The sequence below is a fragment of the Pseudomonas sp. URMO17WK12:I6 genome, from assembly GCF_003253625.1.
Classification (GTDB): Bacteria; Pseudomonadota; Gammaproteobacteria; order Pseudomonadales; family Pseudomonadaceae; genus Aquipseudomonas.
Window position 1 is genome coordinate 163573 of record NZ_QKYZ01000002.1, and the last position, 18549, is coordinate 182121.

Genomic DNA, 18549 nt, shown 5'->3' on the forward strand with positions numbered 1-18549 from the left:
ACAATGAGCCAGGACAACATCAAGTTTGCCTATTGGGTTCCCAACGTCAGCGGTGGCCTTGTGGTCAGCAAGATCGAACAGCGCACCAGCTGGGACATCGATTACAACCGCAAGTTGGCGCAAATCGCCGAAAAGGCCGGCTTCGAATACGCCTTGTCACAGATCCGCTTTACCGCCGGTTATGGCGCCGAAAACCAGCACGAGTCGGTGACCATAAGCCACGCGCTGTTGGCCGCCACCGAGAAGCTCAAGGTGATCGCCGCCATCCTGCCTGGGCCCTGGAGTCCGGTGCTGGCGGCCAAACAGCTGGCCACCATCGACCAATTCACCAACGGTCGGGTCGCGGTGAATATCGTGTCGGGTTGGTTCAAGGGCGAGTTCCGGGCCATTGGCGAGCCGTGGCTGGACCACGATGAGCGCTATCGTCGCTCGGAAGAATTCATCCAGGCGCTCAAGGGCATTTGGACCCAGGACAACTTCAGTTTTCATGGCGATTTCTACCGCTTCCATGACTACACCCTCAAACCCAAGCCACTGCAGCAACCGCACCCGGAAATCTTCCAGGGTGGCAGCTCGCGCGCGGCGCGGGACATGGCTTCGCGGGTTTCCGATTGGTACTTCACCAACGGCAACAGCGTCGAAGGCATCAAGGCCCAGGTCGACGACATTCGGGCCAAGGCCGCGATCAATGGCCACTCAGTGAAAGTTGGGGTGAACGCCTTTGTCATTGCCCGCAAAACCGAGGCTGAAGCCCGAGCGGTATTGCAGGAAATTATCGCCAAGGCCGATCCGGAGGCCGTCAATGGTTTCGGCAGCGAGGCGAAGAACGCCGGCGCCTCCAGCCCTGAAGGCGAAGGCAACTGGGCCAAGTCCACCTTCGAAGACCTGGTGCAGTACAACGATGGCTTCAAGACCAACCTGATCGGTACGCCGCAGCAGATTGCCGAACGCATCGTCGCCCTCAAGGCGGTGGGCGTGGACCTGGTGCTCACTGGCTTCCTGCACTTTCATGAAGAAGTGGAGTACTTCGGCCGCAAGGTGTTGCCGTTGGTGCGTGAGCTGGAGCGCGAGGCGGTCGCGGCCAAGGCTGCGGCGCTCGCCTAAAGGACGGGAAAGGTCATGGCGACATTCACTGATAACACGCAATCCGACACCTTGCCGCAGTGGCTGCAACAGCAGGCACGTCAGCAAGGGACGGGCATTGCCCTGCGACATAAGCGCCTGGGGGTGTGGCAGGTGCGAACCTGGCGCCAACTGGCCGCTGAGGTTGAACACCTGGCAATGGCCTTGCAGGTGCGTGGTTTTGTGCCTGGCGCGAGCTTGGTGATTGTCAGCCGCCCGCGGCCGGAGGCGTTGATCGCTGTACTGGCGGCACAGTGGTTGGGCGGGGTGGCCGCGCTGTTGGATCCGCTGGAGGCAGCGGCTGCACAGGTGCCGCTGTTGCGTGAGCTGCACAGTGAATGGGTGTTCGCCGAAGGCCATGAGGAGATTCAGCGCCTGCGCGCCGCCGGACTGGCGCCCAGGCTGCTGATTTACGCCGACGGCCGCGGCATGGCTGAGGTGAGTCAGACCGGTGACACCCTGGCGTTCGCACAACTGCTGCTGGGCAGCGATCACCGGCTGGAACCCCAGGCCCGAGCCGAGCGCACAGCTTTTACCTTCTACCGTTTGGGTGTGGGGCAGCGCATCGAGCAGCAGCGCATTAGCCACGCCGAGTTGCTAAAGGAAGGCCGGCGCCTGGTGCACAGCGAGCAGCTGGGGCGGCAGGAAGAAGCCCTGGCGGCGCGAGCGTTTGCCGCGGGTAGTCAAGCGCGTTACTTGCTGGCGCCTTGGTTGATTGCCGGCTTTCGACTGAATTTTCCGGAGAACCTGGCGACTCGCGACCAGGACCGTCGCGAGTTGGGCCCGACGCTGGTGGCCGGCACCCGGAAAACCTACGAGCGCCTGCATGCCCAGGTCCTGGCCCGCTTGCCGGAGCCAGGCAGCTGGCGTCGGCGTCTGGTGGACTGGGCGCTGGTGGCGCACCCCGGTGCGCTGCAACGGCATCTGGGGTACTGGCTGATCCGCCGGCCGTTGCGCGACATCCTCGGCTTTTCCCGCACCCGCGCGCCGTTGGTGGTGGGCGAGGCGCTGGCGCCACACACCCAGGCGTTTTTCCAGGCCTTGGCGATTGAAGTACGCACCTGGCCTGACCCGGCACAGTGGCACCGGCCCGCGCGCTGGCCAGCCCCGTTGGTCAACGGCTGGATCGAAGACAGCACGCAACCGGCCTGACAAGGACATGACTCATGGCACAGACACAGGCGACAAAGGTTGAACATCTGCTGGTGTTGGAAAATATTGGCTTGTCGTTCAAGGGCGTCAAGGCGGTGACCGACATCAGCTTTGCCGTGGCCGCCGGCGAGATTTGCGCCTTGATCGGCCCCAATGGCGCGGGTAAAAGCTCACTGCTGAATGTGATCAACGGCGTGTACCAGGCCCAGCAGGGGCGCATCCGCTTTGCCGGAGAAGGGCGCCGGCGCATGAGCCCGCATGATGCGGCGGTGCGCGGCATTGCCCGCACCTTTCAGAACATCGCCTTGTTCAAAGGCATGAGTGTGCTCGACAACGTGCTCACCGGACGCACCCTCAAGCGTCGCAGCAGCTGGATCGAGCAGGCTCTGCGCATCGGCCGCGCCGCTGGCGAGGACGACCGCCAACGTGAGGCCGCCGAGCGGATGATCGACTTTCTGCACATCCAGCCCTGGCGCGACACCCTTGTCGGCAAGCTGCCCTATGGCTTGCAGAAACGGGTGGAACTCGCCCGTGCCCTGGCCGCCGAACCGCGTTTGCTGTTGCTGGACGAACCGATGGCCGGGATGAACGCCGAAGAGAAGCAGCAGATGAGCCGCTTCATCGTCGACATCAACCGTGAGTTGGGCACTACGGTGGTGTTGATCGAGCACGACATCGGCGTGGTCATGGGCATTTGCGATCACGTGGTGGTGCTCGACTACGGCCGCAAGATCGGCGACGGCCCACCCGAAGAAGTGCGACAAAACCCCGAGGTGATCGCCGCCTACCTCGGCACGCGCCACTAACCCCTGGGTCGATAGCGCCGCCAGCCGCCAGCCGCCTGGTGGCCAGGAACCCTTTGCCCGCAAAACAGGAAGGCTCATGGAATTTTTCTTAGAGGTGTTGATCGGTGGGCTGCTGGCCGGGGTGATGTACGCCCTGGTGGCCATCGGTTTTGTCCTGATCTACAAGGCCTCCGGCGTCTTCAACTTCGCCCAGGGGGCGATGGTGCTGTTTTCGGCGCTGACCTTTGTCAGCCTCTTGGAGCGCGGGGTGCCGTTCTGGCTGGCGTTTGTCATTAGCCTGGCGGCGATGGTGCTGCTGGCGTTGGCGGTGGAGCGGGTGGTATTGCGTCCGCTGGTCAACCGCTCGCCAATCACCTTGTTCATGGCCACCCTCGGCTTGTCCTACGTGATCGAAGGGGGCGCCCAGGCGCTGTGGGGCGCCCAGGTGCATGGCCTGGAACTGGGCATCAGTGACGAGCCACTGGAACTGGGCGGCATGCTGTTGTCGCAGTTCGACATTTTTGCCGCCGTGACCGCTGCGCTGCTGGTGTTGGCGCTGTCGCTGCTGTTCAACAAGACCCGTATCGGTTTGTCGTTGCGTGCCGTGGCCGATGACCCGCTGGCGGCGTTGGCCATGGGCATCCGCCTGCAACGGGTGTGGGTGCTGGTGTGGACGGTGGCCGGGTTTGTCGGTCTGGTGGCCGGCCTGCTCTGGGGCGCGCGGCTGGGGGTGCAGTTTTCGCTGTCGCTGGTGGTACTCAAGGCATTGCCGGTGCTGATCATCGGCGGTTTTACCTCGATCAGTGGGGCGATTGTCGGCGGCTTGATCGTCGGCGCCTCGGAGAAGCTGGCCGAGGTGTACCTGGGCCCCGTCATCGGCGGCGGTATCGAGAACTGGTTTCCCTATGTGCTGGCGTTGCTGTTCCTGCTGGTGCGGCCGGCCGGGCTATTTGGTGACCGCGCGATCGAGCGGGTTTAAGGAGAGGCGTGATGTTTTATCAGGAAGCTGGTCAGTTCAGTACTCGCTATGCCCAGGACCGCCGGGTGTTTCGCCTGCGGCAGGACCGTTACGGCTTGGTTGCCTTGCTGCTGTTGGCCTTTGTAGGTGTGCCGTATCTGGGTAACGACTATTGGTTCAGCGCCATTTTGATTCCGTTTCTGGTGCTATCACTGGCCGGGCTGGGGCTGAACCTGCTGACCGGCTATGCCGGGCAGTTGTCGCTGGGCTCGGCGGCCTTCATGGCTGTGGGCGCCTTTGCCACTTACAACGTTGAACTGCGGGTGCCGGGCTCGCCGTTATTGCTCAGCATGGCCCTGGGCGGGGGAGTGGCAGCGCTGGTGGCGGTGCTGTTCGGCCTGCCGAGCCTGCGGATCAAGGGCTTCTATCTGCTGGTGTCGACCCTGGCGGCACAGTTCTTTGTGACCTGGGCGCTGACCCGCTTCAGCTGGTTCTCCAATAACAGCGCCTCGGGGGTGATCAGTGCACCGCGCCTGGAGATACTCGGGGTGGATTTGAACTCACCGGTGGGCCGTTATCTGCTGACGTTGGGGGTGGTGGTGGCGTTGTTCTGGCTGGGCAAGAACCTGGTGCGCAGTGAACTGGGACGCAACTGGATGGCCGTGCGTGACATGGACACGGCCGCTGCAGTGATGGGCATTGCGTTGCTCAAGACCAAGCTGCTGGCGTTTGCCATCAGCGGCTTCTTTCTCGGGGTGGCCGGAGCGCTGTGGGCCTTCACTTACCTGGGCACCGTGGAGCCCCACGGTTTCGATCTGAATCGGTCCTTCCAGATCCTGTTCATCATCATTATCGGTGGCCTGGGCAGCATCCTCGGCAACTTCCTGGGCGCGGCGTTCATTGTGCTGTTTCCGGTGCTGCTGTCGAACCTGGTGGCCTTGTTGCCGGCCGGGCTGATCGATGCCGGGCAGATAGAAAACCTGCAGAAGATGGCATTTGGCGCCCTGATCATTGTGTTCCTGGTCAAGGAGCCGGAGGGCCTGGCGCGCCTCTGGCAGAAGTTCCGCGAGCGCGCTCGGTTGTGGCCCCTGCGCTACTGAGCAAACCGGCGCAGGCATGGACTGCGCTTCGATCCTCCTGCGGCAAACGTGCGATTGAATCATTGATAAGGAAAATACCGATGTTGAAACGATCTCTACTCAGTAGCCTCGCCCTGGCCGTCAGCCTGAGCGTTGCCACATTGACTGCGCAGGCGGATAACGAACAGTACTTCCCGCTGCAGAGCTATCGGGTCGGTCCTTATGCCGCCGGTGGTACCGGGTTTTTTGGTGGTTTTATCGACTACCTCAAGTACGTCAATGCCAATGGCGGGGTCAACGGCGTCAAGCTGACCTGGAGCGAGTGCGAAACCGAATACGTGGTCGAGAAGGGCGTGGAGTGCTACGAGCGTCTGAAAAAAGGCCTCAATGGTGCGCCGGCTGCCGCCACTAACCCGCTGTCGGTGGGAATCGCCTATGCCACCCTGGAGCGCTCGACCGCGGACAAACTGCCGCTGATCACCATCAACCACGGCCGCACCGACTCCACTGACGGCAGCGTTTTCCCCTATGTCTTCCCGTTGCAGCTGAACCCGTATTCCGAAGTCTCGGCGATCATCAACTACATCGGCCAGCAGGCCGGGGGGCTGGACCAGCTCAAGGGCAAGAAGATAGTCACCCTGTATCATGGCTCGCCCTACGGCAAGGAAACCAATGAGGTGTTGCAGACCCTGGCCGACAAGTACGGGTTCAAGCTGACCCTGCTGGAAGTGCCCCATCCGGGTAACGAACAGCAGTCGCAATGGCTCAACATTCGCCGGGAAAAACCCGACTGGGTGATTCTGCGAGGCTGGGGCGTGATGAACCCGGTGGCGTTGAAAACCGCGCAGAAAGTCGGCTTCCCGGCGGATCACATCATCGGCAACATCTGGAGTAACTCCGAGGACGATGCCGCACCGGCCGGTGCCGCCGCCAAAGGCTTTATCGCGATCACCACGCACCCCACGGGCACCGATTTCCCGGTCCTGCAAGGCATCCAGCAGCAGGTGGTGGCCAGGGGTAATGGTGACCTGGCCGATCCGAAACGCTTCGGCACCGTGTATTACAACCTCGGTGTGGTGAACGGCATTCTCAATGTCGAAGCGGTGCGCATTGCCCAGGAGAAATTCGGCAAGCAACCGCTCACCGGCGAGCAGGTGCGCTGGGGCTTCGAGCACCTCAAACTGGACGATGCCCGCCTCAAGGAGCTGGGTGCACTGGGCTTGGTGCAACCATTGCAGCTGTCGTGCTCGGACCATGAAGGGGGTGGTGCCGTGCGCTTCCAGCAGTGGGATGGCAGCCAGTGGAAACTGATCAGTGACTGGGTGCAGGCCGACCGTGCCTTGCTCAGGCCGATCATCGAAGCCTCGTCGCACCAGTACGCCAAGGAAAAAGGCATCACACCGCGCGATTGCAGCCAGGACAGCTGAGATGTGAATCGGGTCGGGGAGGCGTCCCCAATGCTTTTCCGTTAAGGCAATGTCTGCTCAATACACATCCCGTGGCGAGGGAGCAAGTCACTCGCCACAAGTCACTTGTTTCAAGCTTTTATTAATTGAACAGCATGGGGATAGGCGTATGAACCAAGTACCGATCTTGCGGATCGACGCGATTGAAGTCCTGTACGAACAGGCCATCCTCGCGGTGTGCGGGGTATCGCTGGCGGTGCCGCAAGGGCAGATCGTGGTGTTGCTGGGGGCCAACGGTGCCGGCAAGAGCACCACCTTGAAGGCCGCCTCCAATCTGGTGCGCGCCGAGCGGGGCGAGGTAGTGCAGGGGCGGATCCTCTATCGAGGCGAGGATGTCACCCGTAGCACGCCCCATAGCCTGGTGGCCAGCGGCCTGGTGCAGGTACTGGAAGGCCGGCATTGCTTTGCCCAACTGACAGTGGAAGAAAACTTGCTGACGGGTGCCTTTGCGCGTCAGGTGTCCCGCGGGCAACTGAAGGCCGATCTTGAGCGTATCTACAGCCAGTTTCCGCGCCTCAAGCTGCGGCGCAAAAGCCTGGCCGGCTACACCTCCGGCGGTGAACAGCAGATGGTTGCGCTCGGGCGGGCGCTGATGGCCCGGCCGCAGCTGGTATTGCTGGACGAACCTTCGATGGGCCTGGCACCGCAGATCGTCGAGGAGATCTTCGAGATCATCCAGCAGCTCAATCAGCGCGACGGCGTGAGCTTCCTGATTGCCGAGCAGAACATCAACCTGGCCCTGCGTTACGCCCAGTACGGCTACGTGCTGGAAAGCGGCCGGGTTGTCAGCGAAGGCACGACCGGGCAGTTGGCCGCGCGCAGTGATATTCAGGACTTCTACCTGGGGGGCGGGACAGCGGGTAAAGGAGCTGCTGCTTGACCGCCACCAGTCAGATCGACAGGTTGACCACTTTGACCGTCTGGGAGTCCTGTACCGGGCGGCGTTTGTTCACCACCAGTTCACCGACCTTGATCAGCATCGCGCGGGTGATGTTGCGACTCAGCCCCAGCAAGCTGGCGGTGTGCACCTGGTTGTAGTGGCAGAAGCGATAGGCCGCGCGCAACAGCGCTTCCTCGACCCGCTCGTGGAGGGCGCCGCTTTCTTCCTCGAACAGCTTCTTGAAGGCTTGCTGCAACAGGGCGTCGGCACTGTCGTCCTGGACGGTATTGCTGGCGTCCAGGCGTTCGATACGCAGGTTGGACAGGTGCAAGTCCTGGACGCGGATCAGATTGTTACGGCAGATCAGTAAGGTGTGGTGAATGACGTTTTCCAGCTCGCGAATATTGCCCGGCCATGAGTAATTCACCAGCTTCTGTTCGGCTTCGGTATCCAGCACCACTTCGCCATAGCCCAGCCGACGACTGTACTCGGCGATGAAGTGGCGGATCAGCGGCAGGATGTCGCCCGGTCGCTCGCGCAGCGGGCTGAGTTCCAGGCTGACCACGTTTAGCCGGTAATAGAGGTCTTCGCGAAAGTGCCCGGCGTTGATGGCTTTTTCCAGCTGCACGTTGGTCGCAGCCAGCACCCGTACATCGATTGGGATGCTTTTGCGTGAACCCAGGCGAACCACTTCACGCTCCTGCAGCACCCGCAGCAACTTGACCTGGATTGGCATCGGCAAGTCGCCGATTTCGTCGAGGAACAGCGTGCCGCCGTTGGCTTCCTCGAACCAGCCGGCTTTGGCGCTCAGGGCGCCGGTGAAGGCGCCTTTTTCGTGGCCGAACAGTTCGGCCTCTACCAAACTTTCGGAAAACGCGCCGCAGTTGACCGCGATAAACGGTTTGTTGCGACGAGCGCTGAGGTTGTGCAGGTGACGGGCCACCAGCTCCTTGCCGGTCCCGGTTTCGCCGATGATCAACACGCTGGCATCACTGGGCGCAACCTGTTGCAGGTGCGCCAGCAGCGCCTGTGATTTCGGGTCTTCGAAGACTTGCGCGGTGGCGCGTATCGAGGTGGCCAAGGCTGGTGAGGGCGGCAGCGTGAGTAGTTGCATGGTCGGGCCTATGAGTAAAAGGACGGAGTGGGCAGCGCCGTGTTGAGCGCCCAGTCACCCAGTTCATGGAGCTTGTAGTCCACGGGGTCGTGCAGGGTCTGGGTGCGCAGGTTGCGCCAGTGACGATCAAGGCGCAGCGCGGCATGGGTGGCGCGGGCGCCGGTCACTTCAAACAGGCTGCTGGTCAGGTCCAGGCCGGTGCGGGTGGCGGCGACCTTGGCGGTGGCAATGGCCAGGGCCAGTTGGCCACGTTCCTCGGCGGCGAGTTGGTGCTCCTTGCTCCAGGCTTGGTCGAGCAGGGCGTTGGCTCGTTCAGTGAGCAGGCGCACGCTTTCCAGCCCGACCCAGAATTCGCCGTAATGGCGCAGGACATAGGGGTCCTGATTGGCCTGGCTGACGTTGGCCTTGAACCAGGGGCGCGTTTCCTTGAGGGTGTAATCGCGGGCCTCTTCGAACGCGCCCTCGGCAATGCCGAGGAAGATATTGACGAAGGTCAGTTGGGCGATCAGCGGGCGCAGGCAGGCAAAGGGCGTGCTCAGCGGGCCGGGATCGAGCAGCAGCTCATTCTCTTCCACGCGCACCCGTTCGAAGGTGGCGCTGCCGCTGTCGGTCTGCCGTTGGCCGATGTTGTCCCAGTCGCCGTGCAAGGTGATGCCGGTGCGGTGGCTGGGAATGGCGGCGATCAACAGCTTGCCGCTGGTGGATTCATCCAGCGCCGAGGCAATCAGCATTTCCGAATCGGCGGAGCCGGAGCAGAAACTCTTGCGCCCGGAAAACTCGCGATAGCCGGCAAACTTTTTCGACAGGGTGCGGGTGTCCAGCGGGTTAAGGGCATTACCCCAGAACCAGTTGTTGCGCGCGGTCTGTTCGAACCAGGGCTGCCACTGTTCGGGCCGGGAAAACAGCCGCACCGTGGCCAGCATCAAGTGCTGGAAGCCGAACACGTGGGCGATCGAGCTGTCGATCCTGGCGAATTCGCGCACCACTTCCAGGGTGTCGCTCCAGCTGGCGCCAAGGCCACCGTATTGCTGGTCAATTTTCATCGCCAGCAGACCGCTACGGCGCAACTCGTCGCGCTCGGCTTTCGGCGTGCCGCCCAGATGGTCGCGTTCTGCGGCGGTTCGGGAAAACTCGGCGGCGAGCGTCCGAGCGATCTGCAGCGGGGTTTCAAGTTTGGATGTATGGATAGCGGTCACAGGCTGTTCCTCAGGCTGTTTTCCGCAGGTCGGCGGCATTGGCGGTGAACAGCGGTGCGGCCCGTTCGACTGCCAGGCGGATGCGTGTCTTCAGCGCTTCGCTGCTGATCTGGTAATTCGTGAAATCGGCCTCCGAGGCATACACGCCCAGGGGTAGGGTCACCGACTGGAAGAAGCTGAACAGCGGGCGCAACTGGTGATCGATTACCAGCGCATGCCGGTCGCTGCCACCGGTGGCGGCCAGCAACACCGGGGTATCGATCAATGCGTCCTGGCCAATCAGGTCGAACAGGTGCTTGAACTGGCCCGGGTAGGCACCACGGTAGACCGGTGCGGCCACCACCAACAGGTCCGCCGACTCAATCGCATTCAACTCGTACTCAACAGTTTCCGGCAGCTCCCGACGGGATATGGCGCTGCCCAGCGGGCGGACAATGTCACCTAGCTCGATGATGCGGCTTTCGATTGGCAGGTGCTGGTCAGCTCAGCAACGATGGCTTGGACCAGTACCAGGGTGCGCGACGGACGATAGGTTCCACCGGAAACGGCGACGACTTTAAGTGGAGTGCTCATGGGGTCTGTTCCTGTTCGAGTTGCGGGATGTGCAGCCATCAGAGCAAGAGTTGTTCCATGGTTAAAATAGCTATGAAAAACAATAAGTTAGTCTGTTGCTTGGTCTCGACTGCTGTTGTCTGGGCAGCTAACTGTTGAGCGACTGTTGCGTGAGCAGCAATGGCGCTGCTGTTTGTCGGGCAACACTGTGGCATCCATGAATTGAATGTAAGTGATCTAAAAAACATCTAATAAATACTTTTTGGTTATTAGCTTAAGGCTTTGTCGGGCTGTCAGTGCCAGGGGAGCAGCTTTTGGCTGGCTTTAGCCGGCCGAAATCAGTGGGTAATGCCTCTCGGATCGGCCAAGTGTTGCTCAGACAATAGCGGTTCAACATCACTGTTGGGTGGGCAACAGTGGGTGGACCAAAGCGCATGGCATTCACCTTCCACCGTCGCCGCTCAGGTGGTTGTGCACGCTGCCTGCAGGCCCGCAACGCAGGGTTTCAGGGCTTCTGGTATGGCTCTTGCTCAAGCACCTGACTCTCCAGCAACAGTGCTGATCAGGGCGCCACAGAGTGCTCGCTTCCTATATCTGCCGGCCGATGTGCCGTGCGCCTTGTGATCCAGCCCTGTATCACTCCCTGAGGCCCGTACCATGAATTTGGATATTTTCTGGTTTCTCCCCACCTCCGGTGACACCCGCTACCTGGGTAAGTCCGAGTCCGGCCGCCCGGCCACCAACCAGTACATGCGGCAGATTGCTGTGGCTGCGGAAAGCCTTGGCTACGACGGCCTGTTGATTCCCACCGGCAGCAGTTGTCTTGATCCCTGGGTCACCGCCGCCAGCCTGGTACCAGTGACCAGCCGGATTAAATTGTTGGTGGCCTTGCGCACGTCAATCAGCAGCCCGACCGTAACGGCACGCCAGGCTGCCAGCCTCGACCAGGCCCTGGGTGGGCGCCTGCTGCTCAACGTGGTCCCCGGTGGCGATGCGGCCGAGTTGGCCGCCGAGGGCGTGTACCTCAAGCACGATGAGCGCTATGAGGCCGCCGATGAGTTCCTCACCGTCTGGCGTCGGGTATTGCAGGGTGAAACGGTCGACTTCGAGGGCAAGCACATCCATGTGAAGCGGGCGCAGAATTTCTTCCCGCCGGTGCAGAAGCCCTATCCGCCGCTGTACTTCGGTGGCTCTTCGCCGGCTGCCCACGAGCTGGCCGCCAAACACGTGGACACCTACCTGACCTGGGGCGAGCCACCGGCCGCGGTGGCCGAGAAGATCGGCGATGTACGTGCCCGCGCCGCGAAGCACGGCCGCACAGTGCGTTTTGGCGTACGTCTGCACGTGATCGTGCGTGAAACCAACGAGCAAGCCTGGGCCGCTGCCAACGAACTGATTCAGTACCTGGACGACGAGACCATCGCCCAGGCCCAGGCCAACTACGCGACCATGGACTCCGAAGGCCAGCGCCGCATGGCTGCGCTGCACGGTGGCTGTCGCGATCAGCTGGAAGTCAGTCCCAACCTGTGGGCCGGTGTCGGCCTGGTGCGCGGCGGTGCCGGTACTGCCTTGGTCGGTGACCCGCAGACCGTCGCCGCCCGGCTGCAGGAATACGTCGACCTCGGCGTCGACAGCTTCGTGCTCTCAGGTTATCCGCACCTGGAAGAGGCCTACCGCTTCGCCGAACTGGTGTTCCCGTCGTTGCCCGGTAAACAGGCGGTGACCGTCAATGAGGTGCTCACGGGCGGAGCCTTCGATGTGCGAGCCAAGACCAAACAAGAGGAAACCGCGGTATGAAAGTGATCGACATGCGCTGCCGGCCGGCCTATCTGCACGATTTCTTTGGCGCCAACCCGGGCTCGGCGGGCTACGCCACCGCGCGCTGGCTGAATCGCCGCGTCGGAGCTCGCGGCAGCGACGAGCATTTTGCCCGCTCGCTGACGCCAGAGGGCTTTATTGCCGAAGTCCGAGAAGCCGGTTTGAGCCAGGCGGTGGTGGTGGGGCGACACACCCCTGGGCAACACCTGCCGAATGATTTCATCCACGAAATCACCCATCCCCATCAGGAGCTGCTGGGTATCGCCGGGGTTGACCCGACGCTTCAGGGTATCGATGGCGCTATTGCCGAAATCGACCGGGTGATTGATCAACTCGGTCTGGTCGGTATCGGCCTGGAGCCGGGTTTCGCCGTGCCGGCACGGCATCCGGATGACCCGCTGTACTTTCCCCTCTACGAACACTTGTCGCGCCGTGGCATTGCGCTGTTCCTGATGAGCGGACCGACCACGCCGGATCCGGCCTTCAACGACCCTGGCCGCCTGGCAGCGGTGGCACGAGCGTTTCCCGAACTGAAAATAGTCTGTTACCACGGCTACTGGCCGAACGTGGCGCAACTGCTGGGCGTAGCTTTTCGCTATGAAAACATCTTCGCCGTGCCAGACATGTACCTGTTCCTGCCGGGCAGCGAGGCCTTTGTCGCAGCAGCCAATGGCTTTCTGGGCGACCAACTGTTGTTTGGCTCGTCCTACCCGTTCCGGCCGATCCGCCAGTCGATCGAGGATTTTCAGGCGCTGGGGTTCAAGGATCAGGTGCTGGATAAGTTGCTTTATGGGAATGCGGCGCGGTTGTTAGGGTTGAGGAGGTAGCCTTGAATCGACGCCTGCCGTTTCGACGGACGCCCAATCGGGCTATAGAAGTCGGCGAGGTAATGGCGCGGGTCGCCCAGCAGCGCGTTGACGCCGACGGCAATTGGCTGTGTCAAACCGATGGAAAGATCCAGGACAAGGCGCCTTGAGCAATAAGCTGTTGGCGAGCCTCCCATTGGCGCAACAGCCTGTCGCGGCAGGCCAGGCGCTCGTTCAGTTCGGCGACTTCAAGGCTCAGTGCGCGCACCTCGTCTTTCTGCATCCGACGCTCTTGCAGCAATTGCTCGACGCTGGTCAGGATGCGTCGCAACAACGGGTTGTTCGACGACAACGGCGTGCTCGCCTGGTCAGGCTGGTCCAGTCTGTCGGCGAGCGGAGCCAATACCCAGTGGGTTGTCCGGCTGAAAAAAACATGGAGCACCTCTACCTGAGTGAAGTGATGTCAGTCGCCAGGGGCTGCGGGGGACGTACCGACAACGACTGCGAATCAAACACTGTCGCCCCCGGCAGGGCTTGCCAGGCCAGTGGGCCGGCGGCGATTTCCCGGGTACTGAGCAGGCAGTGGTCAAGCTCGCGCTGTAAAACCTCGGTGTCGAGGCCCTGGCCGATGAACACCAATTCCTGGCGACAATCACCGACCACGTTGTCCCACTTGGCCATGATGCTCTGGAGCCGGTATTCATCCCGTGGCCATTGCGACGGATCGATAAAGTTCCACCAGTGGCCGACATAGTCCCACTGGAACTGCCCGCCGCTCTGCACCAGCATGCCGGTTTCCAGGTGCCGGCTGGCGAGCCAGAAATAGCCTTTGCTGCGCAACAGCCGTCCGTTGCGCCAGGGGCGCTGGAGAAAGTCGAGCAAGCGCTGTGGGTGAAAGGGTGTCCGCTCACGGTAGACCCAGGATGTCACACCGTAGGTGTCCGCTTCGGAGGCTGGCGCGTCGGTCGCCTCCATTTTCCTCATCCAGCCCGGCGACGCGGCAAGGCTGGGTAAATCAAACAGATGGGTGCCGAGGATGCTCGACAGCGCGACTTGACCGTGGGTCATCGGCAGGATCTGCGCGCCGGGGTTCAGGCCGGCGAAAATGGCGTGCAGTGCCTGGTAACCGGCGTCATCGATCAGGTCCAGTTTGTTGACGAGAATAACGTTGGCGTACTCCACCTGCTCGATCAGAAGGTCGGCCAGATGGCGCTCCGGCGCGTCTTCCATGGCATCCGCACGGGCCACGGTATCCGGCGACTCGAGCAGCGCCTGAAACTGGCTGCCATCGACCACCGTCACCAAGGTGTCCAGGCGTGCCAGTTCGCTGAGGCTGAAGCCTTCGGTGTCAAGGAAGGCGAACGTCTCCGCCACCGGCATCGGCTCGGAGATCCCGGTGGATTCAATGAGCAGGTAGTCGAAACGCTGCTGACGTGCCAGATCACTGATCTGCTCCAGCAAATCGGCGCGCAGTGTGCAGCAAATACAGCCGTTGCTCATCTCGATTAACTCATCGCGACCACGGTGCAGCGACACGTCGCGCTGCACCGCTTCGGCATCGATGTTGACTTCGCTCATATCGTTGACGATGACCGCGACTCTCAGGCCTTCGCGATTGCGCAGGATATGGTTCAGCAGGGTGGTTTTGCCGGCGCCGAGGAAGCCCGAAAGGACCGTCACCGGCAGTCGGCCCGCCTGGGCGCCGTCAATCATGCGTTCACCGCTTTTGCGCTGGGCGCCTTGTCGAGGTAGCTTTCAAAAAGATCGACCACCACGAAACCATCGTCCGCCGCGTCGCCCCAAAGGTCTTTCACACGAAATTCGACGTGGTAGGTCGGCTGATGCGCCGCGCTCACATCGCCATGGCCGATGGCATCCGGGAAGGGCCACTGTTCTGACGTGCGGTGCAGGATCACGCCTTCCTTGCCGCGTACGTAGGCCGGCATGCGGATATGCCCGGCCACATATTCGTCGCGAACGACCACCCGATCGCCCACCTCGAAGGGGGGCCGACCGGTGATCGCCTGGCGACCGCCCGCGTGGGCGGGGTTCGCCAGCTTGAAGTGAGAGCCTAGGGCCTCATCAAGTTCTGCCTGGGTAATCACGCCTGTTTCTACCAGCAGGGTCGCGGTGGCGATGATGTAGCGCTCGTAGTATTGCGTGCCGACATGTTGGCGAACATCCAGGCGTTCGACGGCGTGGCGCACTTCGTCGACGCTGAATTTTTTCAGGTGATCGACGCCGATGAACATCAAGCTGTAGGCCAGGTGTTCCCAGTCCTGCTTGAACACCTGTTTGTAGCTCAGGCTATTGATGGTGTGCTGGACTTTGCCAAAGCCTTGAAAACCGCCGAGATCGTGAAAGCCATCCATTGTGAATACCTCTGAAAAGTGAAAGAAACCCAGCGCCCTGGCTACGCTACCTGCGGCAGCGCCACGCCGATCAGGACGTCCTTGGTGATCAGGGCCCGAAGGGCCTCTTCATCCATACCCTCACTGCCCTCGGGTCGTACCGGCAGCACCAGATAGCGGCTTTCGGCACTGGTGTCCCACACTTTGATGGTGGCTCCCTCTGGCAGCTCGGTGCCCAGTTCCCGCAGAACGGTGCGCCCTTCGCGGACCAGGCGGGCACGGAATTCGAAGCCCTTGTACCACTCCGGCGGCAGGCCGAGGACGGGCCAGTTGGTGCAGGAGCACAGGCTGCAGACGATCACGTTTTTCAGCGTGGGGGTGTCTTCCAGGGCGACGATGTATTCACCTTGTGGGCCGGTATAGCCGAATTGCGCGCAGGCAGCGGTACCGTCCTTGAGCAGCAGTTCACGAAACTGCGGGTCGACCCAGGCCTTGGCCACCACTCGAGCGCCATTCTCCGGGCTCCAGTCGTGGGCCATGAGTTGGGTCAGCTGTTCGATATAGCCGTCGGGAATCAGCTCCTTTTGCTTGAGCACCTGGAATAGGGCGCGGGCTCGCTCGCCTGGGGTCGAGGTGGTTTTTTCATCGGTGTTCATCAGTTAACTCCTCATCGTTGAGCGTTTAAGCAGCGCCTGGGGTGTTTGTTTTTGTGCGCTGCGCGGGGACCGACCGGTTAATTGTTTTTCCAGTCAACGGACGCTTCGAACGCTGCGGCCGCCTGGTAAATCGTGCCTTCGGCATAGTGCTTGCCCACCAGCATGAGCCCGACCGGCAGGCCGTCCACCAGCCCGCAGGGAATCGACATGGCCGGATGGCCGGTGATGTCCTGGGCTGAGGCGTTGCCGATCATTTCCAGCGCCCGGGCCACGTATTCCGTGATCGAGCAACCGGGTTCCGGATGAGGCTGGGCGATGATCGGCACGGTCGGCATCACCAGCAGGTCGTAGCGCGCCAGCGCTGCGTCGTAACCGGCCCGGGCCATGCGTGTGAGATTCTGCGCCTTGGCGTAGAAACGGCCGTTGTAGTGCTTGATGCCGTATTCACCGACAAACATGCACAGCTTGAGAGACGCGGACAGCTGATCCGCCTGCTCGCGCCACCCGGCTTGCTTGTCCAGCAACGTGAGGTCGTACAGGCCTTTCCAGTTAAAACCGGCGCCATTGCCGTGCATCATCTGCATTGTCAGGCCTTCACAGCCGATGGGGAGCCACAGCGAGCCGGCGATCTTGTGCTCCGGCACGGAGACTTCCTCGACATGCGCGCCGAGCCGCTCAAACTGGGCGATGGCGTTACGCACCGATGCAGCTACGCGCGGGTCCTGGTTGGCCAGCTGGAAACCTTCCTGCAGGATGCCGATCCTGAGCCCTTGCACGCCACGGTCCAAGTAATTGCTGTAGGTGTCGACCCGGGGCGCGGCCTGGCGTGGGTCGAGGCCGTCGGCGCCGGCCATGACTTCCAGCATCAACGCGTTGTCGCGCACGTTGGCCGTGATGGGCCCGGCATGGTCGATGGTCGCTTCGATCGCCATGATCCCGGTGTAGGGCACCAGGCCGTGGGTCGGCTTCATCCCGTAAGTACCGCAGAATGCCGAAGGAATCCGAATGGAGCCGCCCTGATCGCCGCCGACCGCGAGATCCACTTCGCCGGCGGCCACCAGTGCCGCGCTGCCGGAGGAGGAACCACCGGAGGCGAAACCCTGACGATAGGGGTTGTGTACCGGTGCGGGGTCAGAGGTGTGACTGCCACCGGACAGGCAGTAGTGCTCGCACGTGGCCTTGCCGAGAATGGTCGCCCCCGCATCCAGTAAGCGCGTGACCACGGTGGCATCGAACGACGGGACGAAACCTTCGAGTGGCGCGGCACCGTTCATCATGGGGACGCCGGCCAGGGCGATATTGTCCTTGAGCGCGACGGTTTTGCCCGCCAGTTTGCCTTGTGGTGCGCCGTTGACTTCGGTGCGGTAATACCAGGCGTTCAAGGGGTTGTGGGCCGCCGAAGGGCGGTAGCCGGAACTGCGCTCGTAACGGACGGGCGGCACGCAATCGGGCAGCTCGTCGATCAGGTCGTAGGCGTCGAAGCTCGACTGCATCAGGGCCAGGTATTCACTGGCTTGTTCACGGCTGAGCTGCATGTGCAGGCCGTTCGCGATGTCCAGTAAGTGTTCAAGGGTGGGACGAACGATTGCCATGGTGGGGCTGTCCTTATCGTGGTGGCCTGGGGTTCAAGATAATCCGTGCCTCTGCGCGGTGGCTTGGTTGAAAAAGACACCGACTTGGTTGAGCCGGACATCCTTGCGCCAGGCGCAGGAAGGGTGTCCGGCGGCTGTCTGCTGGACAGTTGGCTAGAACACGTGCGCGTAACGCAGGTTCATGCGGAAGTCCTCTTTGGCGCCGTTATCCACTGAAAGGTCCTTGCCCAGCTGCAGCTGGAGCTGGTCCTGGGGGGTGACGAATTTGGTGGCTGTCAGGCGGAAGTTGGTGGTGCCCATTTCGTCGTCCTGGTTGACACGCGCGACGCTGGTTTCACCGCCCCAGGTACGCCCGAAGCCGACGCCGAATGCCGTGGTGGCGTCTGGCATGTAACGGCCCATCACCTGGGCAGCGTAGGACACGTCCTGCTTGAGGCGGTCGCCATTGGCGCCGTAATCGGTGTTATCGCCATACCAAGTGGCACCGCCGACCAGGTCCATTGCCCACTTCTCCGTGAAGTGCTTGACGTAGGCGCTCTGCAGCTCGAATTTCCAGCGGTTCTCACCGAGGTTGAGCGCGTCGTTCTTGTCGTAGGTACCGGAAGGGACATACACATAGGGGGCGATACTGAGGGTGTCGCGGGCTTCGTTGAGCCGCCACTTGACCGGCGCGGTGAGGATCAAGTCGCCGACGCCCCGGGTACTGCCGAGTGTCGAGGCATCGCCCCCAGTGGAAACGTGCCCGAAGGGCAGGAGGAATTGCGGGTCGATGGTGACCGTTTCACTCAGCGCGTACACATGGAGCAGACGCAGGATGCCGACGTCCGAGCTCAACTTGAAGTCCGAGCTGGCCTTATGGCCATTGGCGTAGGCCGAGTCTGTGGTGGAGTGCTGGTAGTAAATCGCGCCGATGGTAGCGCCGACCGGGTATTGCTCGTAATCGCCAGGGGCCACCTCGCCAGCGTTCGCGTGGAGTACGGGCAACAGCGTGGAGAGTGTCAGCAGAAGGATCTTATTCATCT

General features: G+C 61.9%; 17 protein-coding genes and 1 pseudogene. 9 read left to right on the forward strand and 9 right to left on the reverse strand.

Annotated elements, in window-relative coordinates; genetic code table 11:
* Positions 1-3: 3 nt before the first annotated feature.
* The 7 genes from sfnG to F475_RS04455 all read left to right on the forward strand — a co-directional run bounded on the left by sfnG (position 4) and on the right by F475_RS04455 (position 7442).
* The gene (sfnG, locus tag F475_RS04425) at positions 4-1104 is read left to right on the forward strand and encodes a dimethylsulfone monooxygenase SfnG (RefSeq protein ID WP_018929020.1); all 1101 of its coding nucleotides are present in this window, start codon (positions 4-6) and stop codon (positions 1102-1104) included.
* A 15-nt stretch (positions 1105-1119) separates the two neighbouring features.
* Positions 1120-2274 (forward strand): AMP-binding protein, encoded by a 1155-nt coding sequence (locus F475_RS04430; RefSeq protein ID WP_111453237.1) that lies wholly within the window; start codon positions 1120-1122, stop codon positions 2272-2274.
* 14 nt (positions 2275-2288) lie between these two features.
* Positions 2289-3080: an ABC transporter ATP-binding protein gene (locus F475_RS04435; protein ID WP_111453238.1), complete on the forward strand. Its 792-nt coding sequence runs from the start codon at positions 2289-2291 to the stop codon at positions 3078-3080.
* 76 nt (positions 3081-3156) lie between these two features.
* On the forward strand, positions 3157-4038 hold the full coding sequence (locus F475_RS04440; RefSeq protein WP_111453239.1) for a branched-chain amino acid ABC transporter permease: 882 nt from the start codon (positions 3157-3159) through the stop codon (positions 4036-4038).
* A gap of 11 nt (positions 4039-4049) precedes the next feature.
* Positions 4050-5117, forward strand: a complete 1068-nt coding sequence (locus F475_RS04445) for a branched-chain amino acid ABC transporter permease (RefSeq protein WP_064617655.1) — start codon at positions 4050-4052, stop codon at positions 5115-5117.
* A gap of 80 nt (positions 5118-5197) precedes the next feature.
* Positions 5198-6523: an ABC transporter substrate-binding protein gene (locus F475_RS04450; RefSeq protein WP_018929025.1), complete on the forward strand. Its 1326-nt coding sequence runs from the start codon at positions 5198-5200 to the stop codon at positions 6521-6523.
* Between the two features lie 148 nt (positions 6524-6671).
* A complete protein-coding gene (locus tag F475_RS04455; RefSeq protein WP_018929026.1) occupies positions 6672-7442 on the forward strand; it encodes an ABC transporter ATP-binding protein in 771 nt (256 codons plus the stop codon).
* Between the two features lie 10 nt (positions 7443-7452).
* On the opposite strand, the gene F475_RS04460 is transcribed toward F475_RS04455, so the two are convergent.
* The 3 genes and pseudogenes from F475_RS04460 to msuE all read right to left on the reverse strand — a co-directional run bounded on the left by F475_RS04460 (position 7453) and on the right by msuE (position 10325).
* The gene (locus F475_RS04460) at positions 7453-8556 is read right to left on the reverse strand and encodes a sigma-54-dependent Fis family transcriptional regulator (RefSeq protein WP_111453240.1); all 1104 of its coding nucleotides are present in this window, start codon (positions 8554-8556) and stop codon (positions 7453-7455) included.
* Positions 8557-8564: 8 nt separating this feature from the next.
* A complete protein-coding gene (locus tag F475_RS04465) occupies positions 8565-9752 on the reverse strand; it encodes an acyl-CoA dehydrogenase family protein (RefSeq protein ID WP_018929028.1) in 1188 nt (395 codons plus the stop codon).
* 10 nt (positions 9753-9762) lie between these two features.
* Positions 9763-10325, reverse strand: a pseudogene (gene msuE, locus F475_RS04470) (FMN reductase).
* Positions 10326-10961: 636 nt separating this feature from the next.
* Here msuE and ssuD point away from each other — a divergent pair.
* Positions 10962-12101 carry an FMNH2-dependent alkanesulfonate monooxygenase gene (gene ssuD, locus F475_RS04475; RefSeq protein ID WP_018929030.1) on the forward strand — a complete coding sequence of 380 codons (1140 nt, stop codon included), beginning with the start codon at positions 10962-10964 and terminating at the stop codon, positions 12099-12101.
* Positions 12098-12949 (forward strand): amidohydrolase family protein, encoded by an 852-nt coding sequence (locus F475_RS04480; RefSeq protein WP_111453241.1) that lies wholly within the window; start codon positions 12098-12100, stop codon positions 12947-12949. The genes ssuD and F475_RS04480 overlap by 4 nt, the downstream gene beginning before the upstream one ends.
* 112 nt (positions 12950-13061) lie before the next feature.
* Here F475_RS04480 and F475_RS04485 read toward each other — a convergent pair whose 3' ends face one another.
* From F475_RS04485 to F475_RS04510, 6 genes are all read right to left on the reverse strand, one after another.
* Positions 13062-13331, reverse strand: coding sequence for a hypothetical protein (locus tag F475_RS04485; protein ID WP_018929032.1), 270 nt, complete (start codon positions 13329-13331; stop codon positions 13062-13064).
* 41 nt (positions 13332-13372) lie between these two features.
* Positions 13373-14641 carry a GTP-binding protein gene (locus tag F475_RS04490; protein ID WP_111453242.1) on the reverse strand — a complete coding sequence of 423 codons (1269 nt, stop codon included), beginning with the start codon at positions 14639-14641 and terminating at the stop codon, positions 13373-13375.
* Positions 14638-15300: a nitrile hydratase subunit beta gene (gene nthB / locus F475_RS04495; RefSeq protein WP_111453243.1), complete on the reverse strand. Its 663-nt coding sequence runs from the start codon at positions 15298-15300 to the stop codon at positions 14638-14640. Before nthB ends, F475_RS04490 begins: the two co-directional genes overlap by 4 nt.
* 41 nt (positions 15301-15341) lie before the next feature.
* Positions 15342-15935 (reverse strand): nitrile hydratase subunit alpha, encoded by a 594-nt coding sequence (nthA, locus tag F475_RS04500; protein WP_111453244.1) that lies wholly within the window; start codon positions 15933-15935, stop codon positions 15342-15344.
* A gap of 77 nt (positions 15936-16012) precedes the next feature.
* Complete coding sequence (locus F475_RS04505) at positions 16013-17527, reverse strand: amidase (RefSeq protein WP_111453245.1); 1515 nt, start codon at positions 17525-17527, stop codon at positions 16013-16015.
* Positions 17528-17680: 153 nt separating this feature from the next.
* Positions 17681-18547 (reverse strand): transporter, encoded by an 867-nt coding sequence (locus F475_RS04510; protein WP_111453246.1) that lies wholly within the window; start codon positions 18545-18547, stop codon positions 17681-17683.
* Between the last annotated feature and the right edge of the window lie 2 nt (positions 18548-18549).